Annotated in this window: 16 protein-coding genes, 3 pseudogenes and 1 riboswitch; of the genes and pseudogenes, 10 read left to right on the top strand and 9 right to left on the bottom strand. The window is 69.6% G+C overall.

All coding sequences use genetic code 11. From position 1 onward, the window contains the following. The 4 genes and pseudogenes from ACIQMR_RS06955 to ACIQMR_RS06940 form a co-directional block, all read left to right on the top strand. Entirely contained in the window at positions 1–1770 is a 1770-nt protein-coding gene (locus tag ACIQMR_RS06955; protein ID WP_401384106.1) for an SDR family oxidoreductase, read from the top strand. Between the two features lie 89 nt (positions 1771–1859). Further along, positions 1860–2801, top strand: coding sequence for a MerR family transcriptional regulator (locus tag ACIQMR_RS06950; RefSeq protein ID WP_401383774.1), 942 nt, complete (start codon positions 1860–1862; stop codon positions 2799–2801). A gap of 138 nt (positions 2802–2939) precedes the next feature. Beyond that, positions 2940–3482: an RNA 2'-phosphotransferase gene (locus ACIQMR_RS06945; protein ID WP_401383772.1), complete on the top strand. Its 543-nt coding sequence runs from the start codon at positions 2940–2942 to the stop codon at positions 3480–3482. Positions 3483–3552: 70 nt separating this feature from the next. Beyond that, positions 3553–3802 (top strand): annotated as a pseudogene (locus tag ACIQMR_RS06940) (LLM class flavin-dependent oxidoreductase); the annotation flags it as partial. A gap of 184 nt (positions 3803–3986) precedes the next feature. Here ACIQMR_RS06940 and ACIQMR_RS06935 read toward each other — a convergent pair. Beyond that, positions 3987–4889: an LLM class flavin-dependent oxidoreductase gene (locus ACIQMR_RS06935; protein WP_401383770.1), complete on the bottom strand. Its 903-nt coding sequence runs from the start codon at positions 4887–4889 to the stop codon at positions 3987–3989. A 186-nt stretch (positions 4890–5075) separates the two neighbouring features. After that, positions 5076–5564, bottom strand: coding sequence for a hypothetical protein (locus ACIQMR_RS06930; protein ID WP_401383767.1), 489 nt, complete (start codon positions 5562–5564; stop codon positions 5076–5078). A gap of 98 nt (positions 5565–5662) precedes the next feature. Between ACIQMR_RS06930 and ACIQMR_RS06925 the strand changes: the two are divergent. After that, positions 5663–5912, top strand: a pseudogene (locus ACIQMR_RS06925) (LLM class flavin-dependent oxidoreductase); the annotation flags it as partial. A gap of 105 nt (positions 5913–6017) precedes the next feature. Further along, positions 6018–6884 (top strand): HAD family hydrolase, encoded by an 867-nt coding sequence (locus ACIQMR_RS06920; protein ID WP_401383764.1) that lies wholly within the window; start codon positions 6018–6020, stop codon positions 6882–6884. A gap of 118 nt (positions 6885–7002) precedes the next feature. Here the strand turns inward: ACIQMR_RS06920 and ACIQMR_RS06915 are convergent, their stop codons facing one another. The 6 genes and pseudogenes from ACIQMR_RS06915 to hisC form a co-directional block, all read right to left on the bottom strand. Further along, the gene (locus tag ACIQMR_RS06915; RefSeq protein ID WP_401383762.1) at positions 7003–8055 is read right to left on the bottom strand and encodes a M23 family metallopeptidase; all 1053 of its coding nucleotides are present in this window, start codon (positions 8053–8055) and stop codon (positions 7003–7005) included. A gap of 421 nt (positions 8056–8476) precedes the next feature. Next, positions 8477–10303 (bottom strand): annotated as a pseudogene (locus tag ACIQMR_RS06910) (GAF domain-containing protein); the annotation flags it as partial. A 20-nt stretch (positions 10304–10323) separates the two neighbouring features. Continuing rightward, a complete protein-coding gene (gene cydD, locus ACIQMR_RS06905) occupies positions 10324–13917 on the bottom strand; it encodes a thiol reductant ABC exporter subunit CydD (protein ID WP_401383760.1) in 3594 nt (1197 codons plus the stop codon). 61 nt (positions 13918–13978) lie between these two features. Next, a complete protein-coding gene (gene cydB, locus ACIQMR_RS06900) occupies positions 13979–14980 on the bottom strand; it encodes a cytochrome d ubiquinol oxidase subunit II (RefSeq protein WP_401383759.1) in 1002 nt (333 codons plus the stop codon). Between the two features lie 24 nt (positions 14981–15004). Then, complete coding sequence (locus tag ACIQMR_RS06895; RefSeq protein ID WP_401383756.1) at positions 15005–16510, bottom strand: cytochrome ubiquinol oxidase subunit I; 1506 nt, start codon at positions 16508–16510, stop codon at positions 15005–15007. Positions 16511–16790: 280 nt separating this feature from the next. Beyond that, complete coding sequence (gene hisC / locus ACIQMR_RS06890) at positions 16791–17870, bottom strand: histidinol-phosphate transaminase (protein ID WP_401383753.1); 1080 nt, start codon at positions 17868–17870, stop codon at positions 16791–16793. A 370-nt stretch (positions 17871–18240) separates the two neighbouring features. Between hisC and ACIQMR_RS06885 the strand changes: the two genes are divergently transcribed. From ACIQMR_RS06885 to ACIQMR_RS06870, 4 genes are all read left to right on the top strand, one after another. Continuing rightward, positions 18241–19353 carry a LacI family DNA-binding transcriptional regulator gene (locus ACIQMR_RS06885; protein ID WP_358665213.1) on the top strand — a complete coding sequence of 371 codons (1113 nt, stop codon included), beginning with the start codon at positions 18241–18243 and terminating at the stop codon, positions 19351–19353. Between the two features lie 174 nt (positions 19354–19527). After that, complete coding sequence (locus tag ACIQMR_RS06880; RefSeq protein ID WP_401383749.1) at positions 19528–20718, top strand: metallophosphoesterase; 1191 nt, start codon at positions 19528–19530, stop codon at positions 20716–20718. 148 nt (positions 20719–20866) lie between these two features. Continuing rightward, complete coding sequence (locus tag ACIQMR_RS06875) at positions 20867–21691, top strand: hypothetical protein (protein WP_401383747.1); 825 nt, start codon at positions 20867–20869, stop codon at positions 21689–21691. Positions 21692–21747: 56 nt separating this feature from the next. Further along, a complete protein-coding gene (locus tag ACIQMR_RS06870; RefSeq protein WP_401383746.1) occupies positions 21748–22332 on the top strand; it encodes a DUF4240 domain-containing protein in 585 nt (194 codons plus the stop codon). Between the two features lie 61 nt (positions 22333–22393). Here the strand turns inward: ACIQMR_RS06870 and thiC are convergent, their stop codons facing one another. Beyond that, complete coding sequence (gene thiC, locus ACIQMR_RS06865; RefSeq protein WP_401383744.1) at positions 22394–24181, bottom strand: phosphomethylpyrimidine synthase ThiC; 1788 nt, start codon at positions 24179–24181, stop codon at positions 22394–22396. Then, positions 24174–24305: riboswitch (TPP riboswitch) on the bottom strand. It overlaps the preceding gene by 8 nt. Positions 24306–24370: the final 65 nt, after the last annotated feature.

The raw sequence follows: 24370 nt of genomic DNA, 5'->3' as shown, positions 1-24370 counted from the left end.
GTGGGGATCGAGGGCGCGCGCGAGCGTCGGGTGCGTACGGGCGGGATCGAGCTGTGCGTCGCCGAGCTCGGTGACGAGACCCAGCCGACGGTGTTGCTGGTGCACGGCTATCCGGACAGCAAGGAGGTGTGGTCCGAGGTCGCGTCCACACTGGCGAAGCGTTTCCATGTGGTGCTGTACGACGTTCGCGGGCACGGTCGCTCGACGGCTCCGGTGCCGCTGCGCGGCGGTTTCACGCTGGAGAAGCTGACGGACGACTTCCTGGCGGTCGCGGACGCGGTCAGCCCGGATCGTCCGGTGCATCTGGTGGGGCACGACTGGGGCTCGGTGCAGTCCTGGGAGTTCGTGACGGTGAAGCGGACGGAGGGGCGGATCGCCTCGTTCACCTCGATGTCCGGGCCGTCGCTGGACCACTTCGGGCACTGGATCAAGCAGCGCATGACCCGGCCCACCCCGCGCCGGGTGGGCCAGCTCCTCGGCCAGGGCGCCAAGTCCTGGTACGTGTACATGCTGCATACGCCGGTGCTGCCGGAGCTGGCGTGGCGCGGGCCGCTCGGCAGGCAGTGGCCGAAGATCCTGCAGCGCATCGAGAAGGTACCGGGTGGCGACTATCCGACGGCGTCGCTGCCGTCCGACGCGGCGCACGGCGCCTGGCTCTACCGGGACAATGTCCGGGCCCGGCTGCGGCGGCCCCGCACCGACGCGTACGCGCACGTCCCGGTCCAGCTGATCACACCCACCGGTGACGCTTTCCTTTCCGAGCGGCTCTACGACGATCTGGCCGTGTGGGCCCCGAAGTTGGTGCGCCGGACGCTGCCTGCCAAGCACTGGGTTCCGCGCACGCGGCCGGACCAGCTGGCTTCGTGGATCACCGAGTTCGTGACGGCCCACGAGGAGGGCGGGCCGGCCTGGCAGGCTCCCGCGATCACGGCGTCCGGTCGGTATGTGGAGCGGTTCGGCGGCCAGTTGGTGCTCGTGACGGGCGCGGCCAGCGGCATCGGGCGGGCCACGGCATTCGCCTTCGCCGAGGCGGGCGCGCGGGTCGTCGCCGTCGACCGGGACGGCGAGGGCGCCGCCAGGACCGCCGAGATGTGCCGACTGATCGGCGCGCCGGCGGCATGGCCGGAGACGGTGGACGTCGCCGACGAGGCGGCGATGGAGAAGCTCGCCGGAAAGGTCGCCGCCGAGTACGGCGTCGTGGATGTGCTGGTCAACAATGCCGGGATCGGTCTCTCCGGTTCGTTCTTCGACACGACGAGCGAGGACTGGCGCAAGGTCCTCGACGTCAACCTGTGGGGCGTGATCCACGGCTGCCGCGTCTTCGGCAGGCAGATGGCGGAGCGAGGCCAGGGCGGCCACATCGTGAACACGGCCTCGGCGGCGGCCTATCAGCCCTCCAAGGCCCTGCCCGCGTACGCGACGTCGAAGGCGGCGGTGCTGATGCTCAGCGAGTGTCTGCGGGCGGAGCTGGCCGGACAGGGCATCGGCGTCTCGGCGATCTGCCCGGGCATCGTGAAGACGAACATCACCGCGACCGCGCGCTTCGCGGGGGTCTCGGAGGAGGAGCAGCAGCGCCGGCAGAGGAAGACCTCCCGGCTGTACGGGCTGCGCAACTATCCGCCGGAGAGGGTCGCCGAGGCGGTCCTGCGCGCGGTGGTGGACAACCGGGCGGTGATGCCGGTGACCCCGGAGGCCCGTGGTGCCCGTCTTCTGTCCCGTTTGCACCCCGGGGCGTTGCGGGCGATAGCCAGGTTGGAGCCCCCGCTGTGAGCGGCCATGATGTGGTCTCGCCGCGAAGGCTCTGCCCGCCGGGCGGAGCCGTCGCGAAGCAGGGTGTCATGGGGCAGTGAGGAGTAGCCGTGTCCGGGGAGCATGCAGCGGAGTACCGGATCGAGGACCTCGCGCATCACAGCGGTGCGACGGTCCGGACGATCCGCGCCTACCAGGACCGCGGACTGCTGCCCAAGCCGGTGCGGCGGGGCCGGGCCAATGTGTACGGGGACTCGCATCTGGTCCGGCTGCGGCAGATCGCCGATCTCCTCGACCGGGGATACACCCTGGCCTCGATCAAGGAGTTGCTGGAGGCCTGGGACGCGGGGCGCGGTCTGGGCGGGGTGCTCGGACTGGTCGCGGAGGTCCACGGCCCCTGGACGGACGAGGAGGCGGACCGGATCACGCGCGCCGAGCTGTACGAGACCTTCGGGGGGAAGCCGGACGAGGAGGCGATCACCGAGGCGGTGGAGCTCGGCGTGCTGGAGCGCGTCCCCGGACGGGACGACGAGTTCCTGGTGCCGAGCCCTCAAGAGCTGGCGGTCGCCGCCGAGTTGTTCGCGGCGGGGGTTCCGCTGTCCGCAATCTCCGGACATCTGCGGGAACTTCGCGGTCAGGTGGAGCACATCGCCTCCCGTTTCCTGGAGTTCACCACGGAGCATGTCTTCGCCCGGTACCTCGGGCACCGGCCGCCGACGGATGCCGATGCGGCGGAGGCGGCGTCGATGGTTCGCCGGCTGCGGCCGCTCGCCCAGCAGACCGTCGATGCCGAACTGGCCCGCGCGATGCGCCTGTTCGCGACCCGGCACCTTCAGCATCATCTGGGGGCGGAGACGCCGTTGACGCAGGAGGATGAACAGCAGACCGTGATACTGCCCGCGGACACGATTCGGGCCGTTCATCGGCTGGTTGGCCCGGGGAATGCGACGGCGTTCATCGCCGCTGCCGCTGAACGGGAGGTACACACACGGACATTGGACGCACTTACGGCAAACCACCACAAAGACACCACTGTTGATCAAACCCTGTGAACCAAAGGCTCGTTGTCCACAGAGTCGTCAATTCCCTTGTGGATAACCTGACTTGGCTGTGGAACAAACATTTCGATCACCATCGTCCGGATGAAAATCGCGTGGCGGTGCGTCGACATCCGACGGCACTCTGAAGACATGGACGAACAACGCACCATCAAGGTGTCGAAGTACCTCTCGAAGCATCTGCGGCATCAACCGGAGCGGATCGGGCTCACCCTGGATCCGAACGGCTGGGTCGAGATCGACGAGCTGCTGCGGGCTGCCGCCGCGCACGGCTTCCGCATCACCCGGGACGAGCTCGACCACGTCGTCGCGGCCAACGACAAACGGCGCTTCATGATCGAGGGCGCCCGGATCCGTGCCAATCAGGGCCACACGGTGCAGGTCGATCTGGACCTGCCCGTCGCCGAGCCGCCCGCGTACCTCTACCACGGCACGGTCGGACGCAGTCTGGACGCGATCCGGGCCGAAGGGCTGCGCCCGATGGCGCGCCACCATGTCCACCTGTCCCCCGACCGCGAGACGGCCACGCGGGTCGGCGCCCGCCGGGGGAAGCCCGTCGTGCTCTCCGTGGACGCGGGCGCGATGCACCGCGCCGGGCACTCTTTCCATGTCAGCGCCAACGGCGTCTGGCTCACGGACGCGGTTCCGCCGGAGTTCCTGCGCTTCCCGGGCTGACCCTCACCCCCTGTCCGCCGCCGCCCTGTGCAGAGCGGGGCCACGACAGGACCGACGTGCATTGGAGCGCATGACGTCTCCTCTGCGCCTCAGCACCGTGATCCTTCCCGTGCACCGCTGGAACGAGGAGGGGCCGGGCACTGTGGCAGCGCGCCGAGAAGCTCGGTTTCCACGCCGCGTACACCTATGACCACCTGGCGTGGCGAATCTTTCGCGACGGACCCTGGTACGGCGCCGTGCCCACGCTGACCGCCGCCGCGGCGGCCACCGACAGACTTCGCCTCGGCACGCTCTTGACCTCAGTCAAGCTTCGTTCACCTACCGCAGCCTGACCTGTGACTTAGCGTTATCTGCTGGTGCGCCCCCGGCCCGAGACGCCGATAGCCCGCCCACGACGGCTTCCCGCAGTCACCCGTTGGCGGGTAGCGCCAACGTCGAACCGGGGACAGCCTCAGAGATGGCCGGAGCGGGCAGGTCCAGAGGCTGCTACGCGCCGATGTCGGTTCAGCCGAGCTGGGCGACGGCGTCGGTGGCAATCTTCTCGAAGACAGCCTGGTCAGCCGCGAAATCGGAGTCCGCAATAGGCCAGTGGAGCACGATCTCGGTGAAGCCGAGCTCGCGGTGGCGGCCGGCGAAGTCGACGAAGGCGTCCACGGACTCCAGGGGGCGGTTGCGGTCCGGGGTGAAGCCGGTCAGCAGGACGTTCTCCAGCTCCGCCACGTCTCGGCCGATCTCCACGCACGCCTTGCCGAGCTTCTCGACTTGGCCGCGCAGCGCCTCCAGCGACTGCTCCGGGGTCCCCTCCTCGTACAGCTTCGGGTCGCCGGTCGTCACCCACGCCTGCCCGTGGCGGGCCGCGAGCTTCAGTCCGCGCGGGCCGGTCGCCGCCACCGCGAACGGCAGCCGCGGGCGCTGCACGCAGCCGGGGATGTTGCGGGCCTCGTCGGCCGAGTAGAACGTGCCCCGCTCCGTCACCGCACCCTCTGTGAGCAGTCGGTCGAGCAGCGGCAGGAACTCCTCGAACCGGTCCGCCCGCTCCTTCGGCGTCCACGCCTCCTGGCCGAGCACGGTGGCGTCGAAGCCGTTGCCGCCCGCCCCGATGCCGAGCGTGACCCGGCCACCCGAGACGTCGTCCAGCGTGATCAGCTCCTTGGCGAGCGTCACGGGGTGCCTGAAATTGGGTGACGTAACGAGGGTGCCCAGGTGAAGCCGCTCGGTGGCCGTGGCGGCGGCGGTGAGGGTGGGCAGGGCGCCGAACCAGGGGCCGTCGCGGAAGGTCCGCCAGGACAGGTGGTCGTAGGTGTAGGCGGCGTGGAAGCCGAGTTCTTCGGCTCGCTGCCACTTGGCGCGGCCTCCCTCGTGCCAGGGGTCGACAGGCAGGATCACGGTGCTCAGGCGCAGGCTCATTGCACCGAGCCTACGTCGGACCCAGCAGTGTTTCCCACGAGGCCGGCAAGCCCACACGGTGAGGTGCCGCACCGTGCACCGCATCCCGTTTCCGCTGATCAGGGAGATACGACTTTGGTCGGAGTGACAACCGGACCCACCCTGTCGCGAACCGGCCCGTCTCCCGCAGTACACGCATCGTTCAGGTCAGTGATCAACCAGGCGGAAGTCGTAGTAGTGCTCGCCCCCGACCAGGACCGAGGTGACGTAAACCGGAAGCCCTTGTGCTGTGCGGGGCACCTCCTGGGTCGTCTGCCGGGTGAAGCCGAGGGAGACACCGGGAACGAAGGGGTACTCGGCCTCGGACGTGTCGACGGTCCAGCCGCGCTCGGCCGCCCGACGGAACAGGTCCTCGGCGGGGGTGGCGAAGACGTCGTCGCCGTCGAGAAGGACCCGCACGTCCGCCTCCCGACCCTCACCCGGCCACCACAACTCGACTGCGGTGACTGCCTTGCCCGACTCCTCCAGCAGGACGTTGACGCGCACGTTGCCGCAGGAGGTGTAGATCGTCTTCTCGTCCTCGTCCTGCTCGATCTCGTGGTGCCCCCACGGGGACACCGCCGCGACCGCTTCGTCGAGGGACATTCCCAGCCGTACGGGCCCGGCGCCGCGAGGCGGGTCCAGAACAATGTCCACAAGTGCTCCTTCTGCGCTCTGTTTGAGAATGTCGTAGTCGATCGTCCAGCCGCGCTTCTTGACATTCGTCTGGAATTTCCGGTTCTTTCAAGACTTGGCGGGACGCAGCCGAACTCGACGAGATCCTGCTCACCGGCTTCACCCCCGACTTCAACCCGGCCCTCGCCGCGCCCCGGCGGGGCCGTCCGCTGGACTCCCCTGGACGCGTTCGTGGACTTCGCCGGCCGGCACGCCGAACTCGGCTTCACCAAGATCGTCGTCCACTGGCCCATCGCGGACTCGGTCTTCGCCGCTGACCAGGCAGTCTTCGAGCGAATCGCCACGGAGGCCCTGGGACAGCTGTGCTGATCCGGGAGACCCCGGGAAGCAGCACGGTTACTCCCCGCCAGGGGGCGTGTACTCACATGTGCGCCCCCCTGCACGGTAGTGCGCCTGGTACGGGAGAATGCGTGGGTGACCTCAGCTACCGATCCTCTCCCGCTGCCCGCCACCGTCCGGCTGATCGCCACCGACCTCGACGGCACCCTGCTGCGCGACGACAAGTCCGTCTCCGAGCGCACCATCGCCGCCCTCGCCGCCGCGGAGGATGCGGGGATCGAGGTCTTCTTCGTCACCGGTCGTCCGGCGCGCTGGATGGATGTCGTCAGCGACCACGTACACGGTCATGGGCTGGCGATCTGCGCCAACGGCGCGGCGGTGGTGGATCTCCACGCCGGCGGGGAGCTGCTGGAGGTCCGCCCGCTGGACCGCGCCATCGCGCTCGACGTCGTACAGCGGTTGCGCGACTCCGCACCCGGCACCTCGTTCGCGGTCGAGACGGCCACGGGTATCCACTACGAGCCGGAGTACCCCCCGTTCCACCTCGACCCGGCCGCCACGGTCGCCCCCGTCGAGAAGCTGCTCCACGAGGACGAGCCCGGTTCCGCCGCTCCGGTGCTCAAACTGCTCGCACGCCACGGGGAGCTGACGCCCGACGGCTTCCTCACCCTGGCCCGTACGGCCGCAGGGGACCTCGCCACCATCACCCGCTCCAGCCCGAGCGCACTGCTGGAGGTGAGCGGTCCCGGCGTGTCCAAGGCGTCCACACTCGCGCTGTGCTGTGCGGAGCGCGGGATCTCCTCGGACGAGGTCGTCGCGTTCGGGGACATGCCGAACGATGTCGAGATGCTGACCTGGGCGGGCACGTCGTTCGCGATGGGCAATGCCCACCCCGACGTCATAGCCGCCGCCTCAGGCCGGACCGTCGCGAACAACGAGGACGGCGTGGCGGTCGTCATCGAACGGATACTGGCCGCGAGCGGAGCCCGGCCGCAGTCCTAGCCGCGACCGCGGTGCTAGCCCGACCGCAGTCCTAGGCGGCCGACGGCCGGCCAGGCCGCGCGCCCAGCCGGCCCGCCGAGCCACCGGCAGAAGCCGTGCGGCGGAGCCCGCCGTACGGCTAGAGCCAGACTCCCCGTTTCCGCAGCCAGGCCACCGGGTCCACCGCGGATCCGAAGTAGGGAGTGAGCCGCACTTCGAAGTGCAGGTGCGGCCCCGTCGAGTTGCCCGTGGTGCCGGCCTGACCGACCCACTCCCCGGTACGGACCCGGTCACCCTGGTCGACCGTGACCGCGGCGAGGTGCGCGTACTGCGTGTACCAGCCGTCGTTGTGCTGGACGACCACCTCCATGCCGAAACCTCCGCCGCAGGAGACGGAGACCACCCGGCCCGCGCCGATCGCCCGCACCGCGCTGCCGATACCGACGGCGAAGTCCTGCCCGGTGTGGCGGTGCGCCCAGCGTTGACCCGCGCTGTCGAATCCGGCCGACAGCGAGTAGTGCTCGACCGGCGTCACCCACGCCGACCCCTCCGGCAGCTCCGACTGCGGCAGCCGGACCGCGCCCGCGCACTGACCGGCGGCCGCGCTGCGGTCCGCCTGCGCCTGCAGTGACCAGCGCGCCGACTCCAGCTTGCTCTCGATGCCTCGTTTGATCTTCGCCAGCTCCGCCGTGCGCGCGTCCAGGCGGTACCAGGCCTCACGGGCCTTCTCCTCCGCCACCGCGGTGAGCTCCTCGGCCTCCTTGGCCCCGTCGAGAAGCCGGTCCATGGTGAGCTGGGCCTTCTCGAACAACCGCTGGCCACGCAGCAGCTCGTCGGGGTCGTCGGCGAACATCAGCTCCATCGTGGGCGCCAGGTCGCCGCCGCTGCGGTACTGGGCCCGGGCCACGGCGCCGAGCTTGTCGTGCAGCTTCCTGAGCTCGCGCCGCCGGTCGGCCAGCTGCCACTGCAGCTGATCGACGCGGGCGCGCTCGGCGACGGACGCGCTCAGTCCCCGCTCGTACGAGGCACTGGCCTTGCCCACCTCATCGAGCAGCTGGGCCACCTCGACACTGACGCTCGGCCCGTCGCTGGCGGACGCGGGCGGCGCGGGGAGCAGGGCGATCGAGGACAGCAGCGCACACAGCAATGGCGTGAAAAGCCTTCGGCGCCAGTCGCGTTGTTGGTGTCCCATGCTCGGATCGTCACATCGGATCCGGGGGGTTTGCCACATTTTGCCTGGTTCGTACGGCCAACCGGCCCAGCCGCGCGGAGCTCCCGACCGGCCTCCGCACCGGTTCCTGACGAGGTGTCGAGCCCGGTCCTGACGGAGTGTCGAGCCCGGTCCTGACGAGGCATCGGACATCGGGCCCGAGTCCCGCTCGGTCCCCGGCGATGACTCCGACCGGCGGCCTCGACCGGACAGTCCCACCGGAGACGACCGCCGGGGACCTCCCGCCGGACAGGCCGACCGGGACCTCGGCTCGGAATCCCGCCGGTGACCTCCCGTACGCGGACTCCGGGCCGGGGACTCCGGGCCGTCAGACCTCCGGCCGTTCCTCCGCGGAAGGGGCGTCAGGCGGCGCGGGCGGCGCCGCGGGTGCGGCCTGCGCCTGGAGCGGAGCCTGCCAGATCACCGTCGTACCGCCGCCGCCCTCGGCGATCCCCGGTGCGCACCAGCTCGACCCGCCGAGCGATTCGGCGCGTCGCTGGAGATTGCGGAGCCCACTGCGCCGTCCGCCCTCCGGGATGCCGACACCGTCGTCCGCGACCGACAGCCGCACCCCGTCCGCCGCCTCACGCTCGGCCCCGCCCTCCTCGTCATCCCTGCCGCCGAGCCGTAGCGTCGCATCCACGACGACCTCGATACGGGAGGCGTCGGCGTGCCGGAAGGCGTTGGAGAGCGCCTCGCGCAGGGCGGCGATGAGGTTCTTCCCGGTGAGTTCACCGACCACCGAGTCGACCGGTCCCAGAAAGCGGTGCGAGGGCTTGAAGCCGAGCGGCACGGCCGCCATGTTGATCTCCCGCAGGACCCGGGTGCGCAGCCCTGACGGAGCTTCAGCGGGTCCCTGCTGGAGCGCGAAGATGGCGGTGCGGATCTCCTGGATGGTGACGTCCAGTTCGTCGACCGCCTTGCCGACCCCTTCTTGGACCGCGGACGCGACCGACCTGCGCGAAGCGCTCTCCAGCATCATCCCGGTGGCGAACAGCCGCTGAATCACCAGATCGTGGAGGTCGCGGGCGATCCGGTCCCGGTCCTCGTACACGGCGAGCCGCTCACGGTCCCGCTGGGCCTCGGCCATCATCAGCGCGAGCGCCGCCTGGGAGGCGAACTGGGTGGCAAGAGTCCGTTCGGCCTCGGTGAACTGCCGTGCCCCACGAGCCCGTGGTGTCACCAGCGCACCGAGCACCCGGCCACCGCTCTGCAGAGGAAGCAGCATGCACGGACCGAACCGGCTCGCCAGCGTGGTGACCATGCGCGGATCGGTGGAAGCGTCGGAGACGAAGACCGCCTCACCCGCAAGCAGCGATTCGACGACCAGGCTCTCGGCGGGAACGATCACCCCCAGCGGTACGTCCGGCACCGGGGACGAGACGGCGACGACCTCGAGCTCGCCGTCGTCGGCCGGCAGCAGCACGACCCCGGCGGCCGAGTCGGCGAGGCGGCGGGCCTGTTCCGCGACGACGACGAGGGCGTCCTCCGCGTCACCGCCGGACAGCAGCGCGGTGGTGACGGCGACCGAGCCGTCGATCCAGCGTTCGCGCTGCCGCGCCGCTTCGTACAGCCGGGCGTTGCCGATCGCGATGCCCGCCTCGGTCGCGAGGACGCGGACCATGTGCAGGTCGTGGTCGTTGAACTCGGCCCCGCCGCGCTTCTCCGTCAGATACAGATTGCCGAAGATCTCGCCCTGGACCCTGATCGGGACACCGAGGAAGGTCCGCATCGGCGGATGGCCGGGCGGGAACCCGCAGGAGCGCGGGTCCGACGTCAGATCGGCGAGCCGCATCGAGGCGGGATCGTGGATCAGCGCGCCGAGCAGGCCCTTGCGCCCGTCGGGCCGGTGCCCGATCTCCTGGCTCACCGCGTCGCTCACGCCGTACGTCACGAAGTCCGACAAGCCCTCGCCCCCCTCGCCGACGACGCCGATGGCGGCGTAGCGGGCGCCGGCGAGCTCTGCGGCGGTCTCGCAGATCCGGTCGAGGGTGGAGTGCAACTCCAGGCCGGTGCCGACGGAGCGCATGGCTTCGAGCAGCTGCGGCAGGCGTGCGGTGAGTTCGGGGACAAGACCCTGGAGGCTCCGGGTCGCCTGGGTGGCGGCCTCGAGGTGATCCTTCGGATCCTCCGGATCTCTCGGCTCCACAGGGTCTCTCGGGTCCACGGGGTCGCTCGGGTCCACGGGATCTCTCGGGCCCACGGGATCTCTCGGGTCGGGCGCTGCCATGCCCACGAGAGTAGTTAGTCCTATTTCACGTGGAAAGTCGGCTCTCTGAACCGCTCGCCGAGCAGATCAGCGGCGCGCTCGCGCTCCAGCAGGCGGCGCAGAGGGCCGTCGGCGTCGGCGAGCTCCGCGTACGGTCCGCGCTGTACGGTCCGGCCCTCGTCCAGCACCAGCACTTCGTCGACAGCGTCGAGGCCCCGGAGCCGATGGGTGATCAGCACCGTCGTCCGTCCCTCGGTCGCGGCCAGCAGATCCGCGGTCAGGGCGTCCGCCGTGGCGAGGTCCAGATGCTCGGCCGGCTCGTCGAGAAGCAGTACGGGGAAGTCCGCGAGCAGCGCACGTGCCAGCGCGAGGCGCTGGCGCTGGCCTCCCGAGAGCCGGGCACCGTGCTCGCCGACGAGGGTGTCGAGTCCGTCGGGGAGAGCGTCGGCCCAGTCCAGCAGCCGCGCGGCGGCGAGTGCCGCGCGCAGTTCGTCCTCGGAGGCGCCGGTACGGGCGAGCCGGAGGTTCTCGCGGATGGAGCTGTCGAAGAGATGGGCGTCCTGGGCGCAGAGTCCGACGAAGCGGCGGACGGTGTCCCCGTCGAGCGCGGCCGCGTCCGTCCCGCCGATCCTGTACGTACCCGCCCGCCCGTCCAGGAAGCGCAGCAGCACCTGGGCGAGAGTGGTCTTGCCGGAGCCGGAGACCCCGACGACGGCGATCCGCTGTCCGGCCGTGAGCGTCAGATCGAGGCCGCTGAGCGCGTCCTGTTGCTGGTCGGCGTGGCGCGCGGTGAGACCACGCAACTCCAGCGGGAACGCGGACGCGGGCGCGGGGGCCGGCTCCAGGGGTTCGTGCACCGGCGCCGGGGCGTCGAGCACCTCGAAGACCCGCTCGGCGCTGCGCTTCACCCGCTGCCGGTATTGCACGGCGAGCGGAAGCCCTGCGACGGCCTCGAACGCGGCGAGCGGGGTCAGCACGACGACGGCGAGTTCGACGCCTTCGATGCGGCCCGAGTGCACCGCGGCGACACCCGCGTACGCGGCGAAGGCGACGGTCAGGCCGCAGGCCACCGCGGACAGACCGCCACCGAGCGCGGTGGCGCTCGCGGCGCGCGAGGCGATCCGTGTGAGCGCGTGGTCGGCCTCCCGCACCGCGCTCATGCGGCGCTTGAGCGCTCCGGTGACCGTCAGCTCGGCCGTGCCCCTGAGCAGATCGACGACCCGGGAGGCCAGCACCCCGCGAGCGGGAGCGAGCCGGCGTTCGGCCCGCCGGGCCGACGCCCCGCTGACCATCGGCACGGCCACGCCGGCGACCAGCAGCCCGACGGCCAGGACGGCACCTGCCTCGGGCAGCAGCCACGCCGTGAACCCGACCGAGGCGGTTCCGACGACGACCGCCACCCCCGCGGGCAGCAGCCAGCGCAGCCAGTAGTCCTGGAGCGCGTCGACATCTGCGACGAGCCGGGACAGCAGATCGCCGCTTCGGGTACGCCGCAGCCCGGCGGGCGCGATCCGCTCCAGCCGCCGGTACACGTTGACCCGGACATCCGCGAGCATCCTCAGCACGGCGTCGTGCGACACGAGCCGCTCCGTGTACCGGAACACGGCCCGCCCGATCCCGAAGGCCCGCGTCGCCGTGACGGCCACCATCAGGTACAGCACGGGCGGCTGCTCCGAGGCACGCGAAATGAGCCACCCGGACACCGCCATGAGCCCGACGGCCGACCCGAGGGCCAGGCTGCCGATCAGCAGCCCGGCCACGAGCCGCCCCCGCAACTCCCCGGCCGAGCCCCGCACCCGCGCCAAGGTCCCGCCGCCGGCCCCGCCGGACTCGTGCACGCGGGCGGGACCGTCCTCCCGGCCCGTGCTCTCCGGCGAGCCCGACGGCCGCGGAACACGGGAAGCGCCGGGGGATCCCTGGTCCACCCCTTCGAGGACCGCCTGGGCGGGGGACACCTGGGACCCCGCATCGACGAAGGTCTCGGCGGGGCGCAGTTCGACCACCCGGTCCGCCAGCGACAGCAACGCCGGCCGGTGGACGACCAGCAGCACCGTCCGCCCCCGCGCCAGCCTCCGCACCGCGTCCACGACGCCCGCCTCGGTCTCCCCGTCCAGCGCCGCGGTCGGCTCGTCGAGCAGCAGCAGCGGCCGGTCCGCCAGGAAGGCCCGGGCCAGAGCGAGGCGCTGGCGCTGACCGGCCGACAGGCCCGCGCCGTCCTCGCCGAGGACGGTCTCCATCCCCTGCGGCAGCCCGGCCACGAAGTCGTACGCACCCGCGTCCCGCAGCGCGGCCATGACCGCCGCGTCGTTCGCGCCGGGCCGTGCCAGCCGCACATTCTCCGCGACCGTTCCCGCGAAGAGATAGGGCCGCTGAGGCACCCATGCGATCTTTCCGTGCCAGGCCCCGCGGTCCACGGACGCCAGATCGACCGGTGCCTCCCCCGCGCCGCCGACCCGGACCGTCCCCTCGTCCGGCTGCACGAACCCGAGCACCACGTCCAGCAGAGTCGACTTCCCGACCCCGCTCGGTCCGACCAGCGCGACGATCTCGCCGTCCTCCACCACCAGCGACGCCGCGTCCAGCGAAGGAGCGGACCGCCCCTTGTGCCGTACGGTCACGGAGTCCAGCCCCAGCCGTACGCCCCTCGCACCCGGCACCGGAGCCGTACCACCCGCCGGGACCGGGGTCTCCAGCACCTCGAAGATCTCCTCCGCCGCCGAGAGCCCCTCCGCCGCCGCGTGATACTGCGCCCCGACCTGCCGCAGCGGCAGATACGCCTCGGGCGCGAGGATCAGCACGACAAGGCCGGTGTAGAGATCCAGGTCGCCGTGCACGAGCCGCATCCCGATACCGACCGCCACCAGTGCCACCGACAGGGTCGACAGCAGTTCCAGCGCGAACGACGACAGAAACGCGATCCGCAGCGTCTTCAGCGTCGCCCGCCGGTACTCGGAAGTGATCGTCCGGATCGACTCGGCCTGCGCCTTGGCCCGTCCGAAGACCTTCAGCGTCGGCAGCCCCGCGACCACATCCAGGAAGTGCCCGGACAGCCGTGACAGCAGCTTCCACTGACGGTTCATCCGGGCTTCCGTGGCCCAGCCGATGAGCACCATGAAGATCGGAATCAGCGGCAGGGTCACCACGATGACCGCCGCAGAGACCCAGTCCTCGGTGACGATCCGGGCAAGCACCGCGACCGGGACCACCACCGCGAGCCCCAACTGCGGCAGATAGCGGGAGAAGTAGTCGTCGAGTGCGTCCACCCCTCGGGTGGCGAGGGCCGCCAGCGAACCGCTTCGCTGCCCACTCAGAGAGCCCGGCCCCAGCGCTGCGGCCCGCTCCAGCAACCGCATCCGCAGCTCGGACTTGACCGCCGCGCTCGCTCGGTGGGCGGCCAGCTCCGTCAGCCAGGCAACCAGTCCGCGCCCCGCCGCGACCGCCGCAAGCAGCACCAGCGGATTCCACAGTTCGGAGACGTCCAGCCCCTGCTGGAAGGCTCCGACCACCACCTCGGCGATGAGCATCGCCTGGGCGACGACCAGCGCCGCCCCGGCAAGGCCGAGGGCCACCACGGCCGCCATGAAGAGGCGGGTGGCCCGGGCGTACCGGAGCAGACGCGGGTCGATGGGTTTCACGTGAAACATCCCTCACTCAGGGGCCGGCAGGGGGCCGGGCGGCCCCTGCGGAACGCGGAACTCAGTGCGGATCCGCGATGTGCTGTGTGCCGATCCGCTTCCGGAACACCCAGTAGGTCCAGCCCTGGTACAGCAGGACCACGGGCGTCGCGATCCCCGCACACCACGTCATGATCTTCAGCGTGTACGGGCTGGACGAGGCGTTGGTCACCGTCAGGCTCCACTCCTCGTTGAGCGACGACGGCATGACGTTCGGGAAGAGCGTCAGGAACAGCATCGCCACTGCGGCCACGATCGTGAGACCCGACAGTGCGAACGACCATCCTTCGCGCCCTGCCTGATTCGCGCCGACCGCCCCGACCAGCGCGACCACGGCGATGATCATCGCGACCAGGCTGATCCCGTCGCCCTTGTCGGCCTGTGTCCAGCCCAGAAAGCCCAACGCCAGCACGGCCGTGATCAGACCCAGCTTCCGCGCCAGCTTCCTGGCCCGCTCCCTGATGTCCCCGACGGTCTTCAGCGCGACGAACACCGTGCCATGGAAGGTGAACAGGGTCAGGGTCACCAGTCCGCCGAGAAGGGTGTACGGATTCAGCAGGTCGCCGAAGGTGCCGACGTACTCCATCTCCTGGTCGATCTTCACGCCGCGCACGATGTTCCCGAAGGCCACACCCCACAGCACCGCCGGAACCAGCGAGGTCCAGAAGATCGCCTGCTCCCAGTTGCGCTGCCACCGCTCCTCCGGCCGCTTCGCCCGGTACTCGAAGGCGACTCCGCGCACGATCAGACAGACCAGGATGATCAGCAGCGGCAGATAGAAGCCGGAGAAGAGCGTGGCGTACCACTCCGGGAAGGCCGCGAACGTCGCACCGCCCGCCGTCAGCAGCCACACCTCGTTTCCGTCCCAGACGGGACCGATGGTGTTGATGAGGACGCGCTTCTCGACCCGGTTCCGGGCGAGCAGCTTGGTCAGAATGCCGACCCCGAAGTCAAAGCCTTCGAGGAAGAAGTAGCCGGTCCAGAGAACGGCGATGAGTACGAACCAGACGTCGTGGAGTTCCATGCCTCAGCTCCCAGTCCTTCGGTCTCAGTACGAGAAGGCCATAGGCCGGTCGGCGTCACGGTCGTCGCCGCCGATCCTGGTGGGCGGGTTGAGGTCGGATTCGTTGAGCTCCGGAGGTCCTGCCTTGACGTACTTCACCAGCAGCTTGACCTCGATCACGGCGAGCACGGCGTAGAGCGCCGTGAAGACGATCATGGAGGTGAGCACCTCACCCTGGGACACACCGGGGGAGACCGCGTCCCGGGTGCGGAGCACGCCGTACACGACCCAGGGCTGCCGCCCCATCTCGGTGAAGATCCAGCCCCAGGAGCTGGCGATCAGCGGGAAGCCGAGCGTCCAGAGCGCGGCCAGCCAGTACAGCTTGGTGAGCTTCGGCCCGAGCGGCTTCTTGAAGAGCACCACATGCGGCACCTCGTCCTCGCCCACCCGCAGTGCCGGCGGCAGCATGAACTTCTTCCGGGTCAGCCAGAGTCCGGCGAGCCCGATCGCGAAGGACGTCATGCCGAAGCCGATCATCCAGCGGAAGCCCCAGTACGCCACGGCGATGTTGGGCCGGTAGTCGCCCGGCCCGAACTTCTCCTGCAAGGCCTTGTTGGTGTCGTTGATCCCGGGCACGTGCGACGTGAAGTCGCTGTGGGCCAGGAAGGACAGCAGGCCCGGAATCTCTATGGCGACCTTGTTGTGCCCCTTGTCCACGTCCCCGTAGGCGAAGACGGAGAACGGTGCCGGCTGCTCGCCCTCCCAGAGGGCCTCTGCCGCGGCCATCTTCATCGGTTGCTGCTCGTACATGACCTTGCCCAGGAAGTCGCCGCTGATGGCGGTGAGCAGACCCGAGACGGCGATGGTGACCAGGCCGAGCCGCAGCGAGCTCTTCATCACCGGGATGTGCTTCTTGCGCAGCAGGTGGAAGGCGGCGATGCCGACCATGAACGCGCCACCCACGAGGAAGGCCGCGGACAGGGTGTGGAAGACCTGGGTGAGCGTGGTGTTCTGGGTCAGCACCAGCCAGAAGTCGGTGAGCTCCGCCCGTCCGTTCTCCTTGTTGATCCGGTAGCCGACCGGGTGCTGCATCCAGGAGTTGGCCGCCAGGATGAAGTACGCGGAGAGGATCGTGCCGATGGAGACCATCCAGATGCAGGCGAGATGGATCTTCTTCGGCAGCTTGTCCCAGCCGAAGATCCACAGCCCGATGAAGGTGGACTCGAAGAAGAAGGCGATCAGCGCCTCGAACGCGAGCGGGGCTCCGAAGACATCGCCGACGAAGCGCGAGTAGTCGGACCAGTTCATGCCGAACTGGAACTCCTGCACGATGCCGGTGACCACGCCCATCGCGATGTTGATCAGGAAGAGCTTGCCCCAGAACTTGGTCGCCCTCAGGTACTTCTCGTTCTCGGTCCGCACCCAGGCCGTCTGCAGGCCGGCCGTCAGCGCGGCGAGCGAGATGGTCAGCGGCACGAAGAGGAAGTGGTAGACGGTGGTAATGCCGAACTGCCAGCGCGCCAGCGTCTCTGGCGCCAGAGCTAGGTCCACGTCGTCTCTCCTTACGTCGGCGTCGTCACCGCGTGGTCACAGCGTGTGCCCCGACAGCTTGCCCTGTAATTCACCTCATTCCGTGAGGTTCAGGGCGCGCTTGTGAACGCGTTCACATTCACAAGCAATTATGACCCATACGAAATCCGCACCGTCAAGGGGGGTCCCCTGACCGCCATCAACCCGACGCCACCACCCGTCGGGATGCCGTCCGGCTCCCGACAGACCGACGCCCGCACCCCGGGGATCGGGTGTGCGGGCGTCCGGTCACAACCGGCGGCTACATCTCCTTGCGGAACGCCTCCGCCGTCTGCAGGAACACGTCGTTCGCCTCGCACTCGCCGATGGTGACCCGCACACCCTCGCCCGCGAACGGCCGCACCACGACGCCAGCACGCTCGCACGCCGCCGCGAAGTCGACCGTGCGCTCCCCGAGCCGCAGCCAGACGAAGTTCGCCTGCGTCGGCGGCACGGTCCAGCCCTGATCCACCAGCCCGTCGTACACCCGCGTCCGCTCCGCCACCAGCGAGCCGACCCGCCCCAGCAGCTCGTCCTCCGCCTGCAGCGAGGCGACCGCCGCGTCCTGGGCGAGCTGGCTCACGCCGAAGGGCACCGCCGTCTTCCGCAGCGCGGCCGCCACCGGCTCATGGGCGACCGCGAAACCGACCCGCAGCCCGGCCAGGCCGTACGCCTTGGAGAAGGTGCGCAGCACGGCGACATTCGGCCGCTCGCGGTAGATCTCGATGCCGTCGGGAACGGCGGCGTCCCGGATGAACTCGCGGTACGCCTCGTCCAGGACCACCAGCACGTCGGACGGGACCCGGTCGAGGAACCGCTCCAGCTCCTCCCGGTGCACCACCGTGCCGGTGGGGTTGTTCGGGTTGCAGACGAAGATCAGCCGGGTACGGTCGGTGACGGCGTCCGCCATCGCGTCCAGATCGTGCACGTCACCCGAGGTCAACGGCACCGGCACCGCTGTGGCACCGCTGATCTGCGTGATGATCGGGTACGCCTCGAAGGACCGCCAGGCGAAGATCACCTCGTCGCCCGGGCCCGAGGTGGCCTGCAGCAGCTGCTGGGCGACACCCACCGATCCCGTGCCGGTCGCCAGATGCGAGACGGGCACCCCGAAGCGGTCCGCGAGCTCGTTCATCAGGCCGGTGCAGGCCATGTCCGGGTACCGGTTGAAGGTGCCCGCGGCCGCGATCGCGGTCTCCATCACGCCGGGCAGCGGGGGGTAGGGGTTCTCGTTGGAGGAGAGCTTGAACGCGACCGGGCCGCCGGCAGCGGCGGGCTTGCCCGGCTTGTACGTGGGGATGCCGTCCAGCTCGGCGCGCAGCTTGGGGCTCGTCTCGCTCACCGCAGGTCCTCCTCGACCGTCATACATGCTCACCAATACTGCTCACCCTATGAGGATTCCTGGCCGCTGCGAATGGGTGAGCCCGGAACGCCGGGAATGCCGGAGCCGGGGGGAGCGCTCTCCGATCAACCGCGCGCCGGTGGCTCACGCCGTGGCGCGCATCCCTCGTAGTAGTGAGTTGAGACCTCTTCGAGACCTCGACCATTCGGCAGGCCCATGCCGGTCGACAACCGTGAGACCAGCGTTGGACCTTCCAACTCCCTTTGTTTCAAAGGTAATTGACCGCATCAAGCCATGCAGAAACGTGCCTGTCAACGACTGCATATGCTGGCGGCTCAACCGTCCGCCATCGCCCTACTATCGGCCTGCCATGACAGCAGCAGGGAAGCACCAGGTGAGCCGGACGGAGACATCACGCCGGGGCAGCCGGCCAGGCCGGGCGGGTATCCGGGACGTAGCCGCCGCAGCCGGTGTCTCCATCACGACTGTCTCAGACGCACTGAACGGAAAGGGCCGGCTCCCGGACGCCACCCGCCGACACGTCCGCGAGGTCGCAGACCGGCTGGGCTACCGCCCGTCGGCCGCAGCCCGCACACTCCGTACCGGCAAGTCCGGGCTCATCGGCCTGACGGTGACCACGTACGGGGATGAACCTTTCACCTTCACCGAGTTCGCGTACTTCGCGGAGATGGCGAGAGCCGCGACCTCCGCCGCCCTCGCCCGCGGATACGCCCTCGTCATCCTCCCCGCCACCTCGCGCCACGACGTCTGGTCGAACGTCGCGCTCGACGGCACCGTCGTCATCGACCCGTCCGACCACGATCCGGTGGTCACCGAACTGGTCCGCCAGGGTCTGCCCGTCGTCTCCGACGGCCGCCCCGCCGGCACGCTCCCGGTCACCGCCTGGGTCGACAACGACCACGAGGCCGCCGTCCTCGATCTGCTCGACCACCTCGCCGCCGGCGGGGCCCGCCGGATCGGTCTGCTCACCGGGACCACCACGGACACCTACACCCGGCTCTCGACCACGGCGTATCTGAGCTGGTGCGAGCGGGTCGGCCAGGATCCGGTCTACGAGGCGTACCCCGCGCACGATCCGTGCGCCGGGGCCGTCGCCGCCGACCGGCTCCTCGCCCGGCCCGACCGGCCCGACGCCGTCTACGGGCTCTTCGACCCCAACGGCACCGATCTGCTCGCCGCCGCCCGGCGGTACGGACTGCGCGTCCCCGAGGATCTGCTGCTGGTCTGCTGCAGCGAGTCCACGATGTACGCCAACACGGAACCGCCGATCACCACCCTTTCGCTGAAGCCGCGGCGCATCGGCACCGCCGTCGTCCAGTTACTGATCGACGCGATCGAGGGAATCGGCGACAACCGTCCGGTCGAGCAGGTGATACCGACCGAACTCATCGTCCGGACGTCGTCACAGCGGCGTTCACCACGGACGACCGTGAGTGCCCCACGGGCTTCTTCTCAGGACTAGACCAACGCAATTGGGGCGAAACAGTCGATGAACCGGGGGTGTACCCGGATTCAGCACCCCTGGTGCATCACACAGCACGATCCGCATTCCTATGATGGGCGCACGACACCGCGGTTCGTCCCCGACCAGGCCGGTCCGACGGTGCAGGGTGGCGCGACGGTGGTGGAGGGGTCGATGACTCAGGGGGCCGGTCAGGGACCTGTGGTGCGGACGGCGACGTTGCGTGACTTCCGTGTGCCCCCGTACGCGCAGGTCCCGGTGCAGTCGCAGTCGCTGTCCCATGAGTACGTACTCACACATCCCGAGGACCTCGCGCGTCCCGACGCCGCCGTGCGCCCCGAGGACCTCGCACGCCCCGAAGACGAGGTCCCGCACGCCATGTCGGCCGCGCCGGCCCACCCGGGCAACGTCCTCCCGGACGACGAGCCCCCCGAGGGCTACACCCCCACCGAACGCGATCTTCCGGTCATCAACCGCGGGGACACCCTGCAGGTGACCGTGGCGCCCGTCGAGGCACCGGCCACCGCCCAGGACTGCCTCGGTCCGCTCTTCGTCGTCGGAGATGTCCACGGCTACCTGGACGAGCTCGTCGCCGCGCTCGCCGAGCAGGGCCTCATCGATCCGGAAGGCCACTGGTCGGCGGGCAACACCCGACTGTGGTTCCTCGGCGACTTCACCGACCGCGGCCCCGACGGGATCGGCGTCATCGATCTCGTCATGCGGCTCTCGGCCGAGGCGGCGGCGGCCGGCGGCTACTGCAAGGCCCTGATGGGCAATCACGAGCTGCTGCTGATCGGCGCCAAGCGGTTCGGTGACAAGCCCGTCAACTCGGGCGCGGGCACCGCCACCTTCCAGGCGGCCTGGCTGCTCAACGGCGGCCAGAAGAGCGACATGGACCGTCTCCAGGACGTCCATCTGCAGTGGATGGCCCGGCTGGACGCGGTGGTCGAGGAGGACGGGCATCTGCTGATGCACTCCGACACGACGGCCTATCTCGATTACGGCACCACGCTCGAGGACGTCAACGACAACGTCCACGAGATCCTCAACCGCAACGATGCCGACGAGTGCTGGGACCTCTTCCGCAAGTTCACCAAGCGCTTCGCGTTCCGCGACGAAGACGGCCCGCAGGCCGTGCGCAAACTGCTCGCCACCTACGGCGGCGAGCGTGTCGTCCATGGTCACAGCCCCATTCCGTACCTGCTGGGCGAGGTCGGAACCGAGGACGCCGGAGACGGGGAGGAAGCTTCGCGCCCGGTGGTCGAAGGCCCCCACGTGTACGCGGACGGTCTCGCCATCGCCATGGACGGCGGAGTGACCATGGCCGGAAAGATGCTGGTCGCCCGGCTCCCGCTGCCCGGCTGAGGCAATCCGGGACAGGCGATTTCCGGAAACCCCCTGTCACCCCGTGCCGTAACCGCTCTACCATCGGCTTATCCGTAGCAGGCTCTCCTCCGTTTCCGCCCAACCGCCCTGAAAGCAGGGGCAATCCGGCCCTACGGAGCATCGGGGGATGCACATGAACAGCGCTCCGCACCTGCTGACCGAGGATCGCGCCGATTACGAGCGCATCCTCGACGACGCACTGCGCAACGCGCACGACCGTCCGGGTGTCGACGGCATCGGTGAGCGGCTCAACGCCGAACAGCTGCGCACGATGGCCCTCAACGCCACCGCGCTGATCACCGGTGCCGCCGCCGCGGAGTACGAGCACTTCGTCAAGGTCCGCGAGGAGACGCGCACGTCCGCGGCCTCGTCCGTCAGCCGCTCGGTACTCGGCCCCGCGATGGGCGAGGCATCCGAGGCGGGTGCCGGTTTCGGCGCTGTGCTCACCGTCCTGGCGCCGGTCCTGGCCGGCACCGCCGCGCTGATCTTCCTGCTCTTCGGCTACATCCTGAAGCTGGTCAGCCCCGAGCCCGCCTTCGCGGACACCCTGTTGACGGCGGGCTGGTTCTTCGGGGCGCTCACGGCCGCCGGAATACTCGCCGCCGCGATCGGTCTGCTGATCACGGCACTGCGCAACGGCGCGACCCAGGTTCCCGCCGAGGACGCGGGCGGCGAACTGCCCGACGAGGTGGCACGCGCCAGGGAAGCCTGGCGGCACGCGCTGCTGGAACGCGGCATTCTCCCGTTCCTCCGGGCCGCCCTGGCCGACCCCAGCGTCGATCCCGCCTCCCCGACGCCACCGCGCAGGGTGAACCGGATCCCCAAGATCGGATACAGCGGCCCGGAGTTCTCCAGCCCGAACGAGGGCTCATCGACCGGCTCCCGCCCGACGTTCACCAGCCCGGACTTCACCAGCCCGGACTTCGGCCCCCCGGAACACCAGCCCGAGTAGCCGCGGGCTACTGCACCTCGGCTTGTTGTCATACCGCGATGGCACAGTGCTCCGTCATGAACATCGACCGGTTCTGGCACGTCATCGAATCCGCACGTTCCTCCGCCGCTGCTTCCGGCACGCTCTTCGACGAAGCCCTGGTGGACCTCCTCACCGGCTGCCCGCCGCAGGAGATCCTCGAGTACGCGGAGCGGTTCGACGAGGTGCACGACGCTCTGTACCGCTGGGACGTCTGGGCGGCTGCCTACCTCATCGGCGGCGGCTGCTCCGACGACAGTTTCATGGACTTCCGGGCGGGAGTGATCGCGCTGGGGCGAGACTGGTACGAGCGCACGGCCCTCGATCCGGACAGCCTCGCCGGCCACCCCGGCGTCATGGAAGCCGCCGGCGCCCATCGCGACGAGGCATTGTTCTACGAGGACGTGAACTACGCCGCGAGCGGCGCCTTCGAATCCCTCACCGGAAACCCGGATGCCTTCTACGAAGCCTGGGCCGAGTACAGCTCGGCTGACGAGCAGGACAGCGAGTCAGTGGACATGGGTGAGGACTTCGACTTCGACGACGCGGACGAGATGCGTCGGCGACTGCCTCGTCTGGGAAGGCTTTACCTGGGAGCCGGCGACCAGACGCGGTCGGCCTAGCGAAGGCGACCGGTCGACGACGCTCTGCCGTGCGCCGTCGACCGGGCCATGTCCGAGCAGGTCAGTCCGCAAGGGGCAGGTACACGCGATTGCCCGCCGCGGCGAACTCGGCGGACTTCTCCGCCATACCCGCCTCGATCTCGTCCGTCCTGAGATCACCACCGTGCTCACGGCGGATGTCCTGGGAGATCTTCATCGAGCAGAACTTCGGACCGCACATCGAGCAGAAGTGCGCGGTCTTCGCCGGCTCGGCGGGCAGCGTCTCGTCGTGGAACTCCCGTGCCGTGTCCGGGTCCAGGGCCAGATTGAACTGGTCCTCCCAGCGGAACTCGAAGCGCGCGTCGGAGAGGGCGTCGTCCCACTCCTGCGCGCCCGGGTGTCCCTTGGCGAGATCGGCGGCATGAGCCGCGATCTTGTAGGTGATGACGCCGGTCTTGACGTCATCCCGGTTCGGCAGGCCCAGGTGCTCCTTGGGCGTGACGTAGCAGAGCATCGCCGTGCCCCACCAGGCGATCATCGCGGCACCGATGCCGGACGTGATGTGGTCGTACGCGGGCGCCACATCGGTCGTCAGGGGCCCCAGGGTGTAGAAGGGCGCCTCTTCGCAGATCTCCTGCTGAAGGTCGATGTTCTCCTTGATCTTGTGCATCGGGACATGTCCCGGGCCCTCGATCATCGTCTGTACGTTGTGACGCTTGGCGATCGTGTTGAGTTCCCCGAGCGTCCTCAACTCGGCGAACTGCGCGTCGTCGTTGGCGTCCGCGATCGAACCGGGCCGCAGACCGTCGCCGAGCGAGTACGTCACGTCGTACGCCGCGAGGATCTCGCAGAGCTCCTCGAAGTTCTCGTACAGGAACGACTCCTTGTGGTGCGCGAGGCACCACGCGGCCATGATCGAGCCGCCGCGCGAGACGATGCCGGTCTTGCGGCGGGCGGTCAGCGGCACGTACCGCAGCAGCACGCCCGCGTGGACCGTCATGTAGTCGACGCCCTGTTCGGCCTGCTCGATGACGGTGTCCTTGTAGATGTCCCAGGTCAGCTCCTCGGCGCGCCCGTCGACCTTCTCCAGCGCCTGATAGAGCGGGACGGTGCCGATCGGCACGGGGGAGTTGCGCAGCACCCATTCACGGGTGGTGTGGATGTTGCGGCCGGTGGAGAGGTCCATGACCGTGTCTGCGCCCCAGCGGGTCGCCCAGGTCATCTTCTCCACCTCCTCCTCGATCGAGGAGGTCACCGCGGAGTTGCCGATGTTGGCGTTGACCTTCACCAGGAACCGCTTGCCGATGATCATCGGCTCGATCTCCGGGTGGTTGACGTTCGCCGGCAGCACCGCGCGGCCCGCGGCGATCTCGTCGCGCACGACGTCCGGGGACACGTTCTCCCGGATCGCCACGTACTCCATCTCCGGCGTGATCTCGCCGCGGCGGGCGTACGCGAGCTGCGTCACCGCCTGCCCGTCGCGCCCACGGCGGGGCTGGCGCGGGCGGCCGGGGAAGACCGCGTCCAGGTTGCGGAGTCCACCGCGCGGAGACGTGTGCTTGATCCCGTCGTCCTCGGGGCGGACGGGACGGCCCGCGTACTCCTCGGTGTCACCGCGGCCGATGATCCAGTTCTCCCGGAGCGGCGGCAGACCCCGCCGCACATCCGTCTCGACGTTCGGATCGGTGTAAGGGCCGGACGTGTCGTACAGGGTCACGTCCTTGCCGTTGGTGAGGTGCACCTGCCGGACGGGCACCCGGATGTCGGGGCGTGAGCCCTCGACGTATCCCTTGTGCCAGCCGATGGACTTCCCGGCCTCCGTCGTGCTCTCCGTGCCGGAGGCAGGCGTGCGCGTGTCCGATGTGGTCATGAGACCTACTCCCTACGCCGGCATTACCCGGTAACAGGTTCGGCGGTCGGCGCAGCTGGTCCGTACGAAGTACGGTGGTCAGCGCCCTCTCAGCCCGGTGCTCCGAGCTCCCGCGTGTGCAAAGGTGCCACCACGCTAGCGCCCCGTCGGGCGTGCTGAACAGTGGACCCCTTCCGTTCTTGCGATGAT

Origin of the sequence: Streptomyces sp. NPDC091376 (genome assembly GCF_044757085.1) — a bacterium.
Lineage (GTDB): Bacteria > Actinomycetota > Actinomycetes > Streptomycetales > Streptomycetaceae > Streptomyces > Streptomyces pratisoli.
Note: the sequence above shows the minus strand (reverse complement) of the source record. Positions and strands in the feature narration are given on the sequence as shown.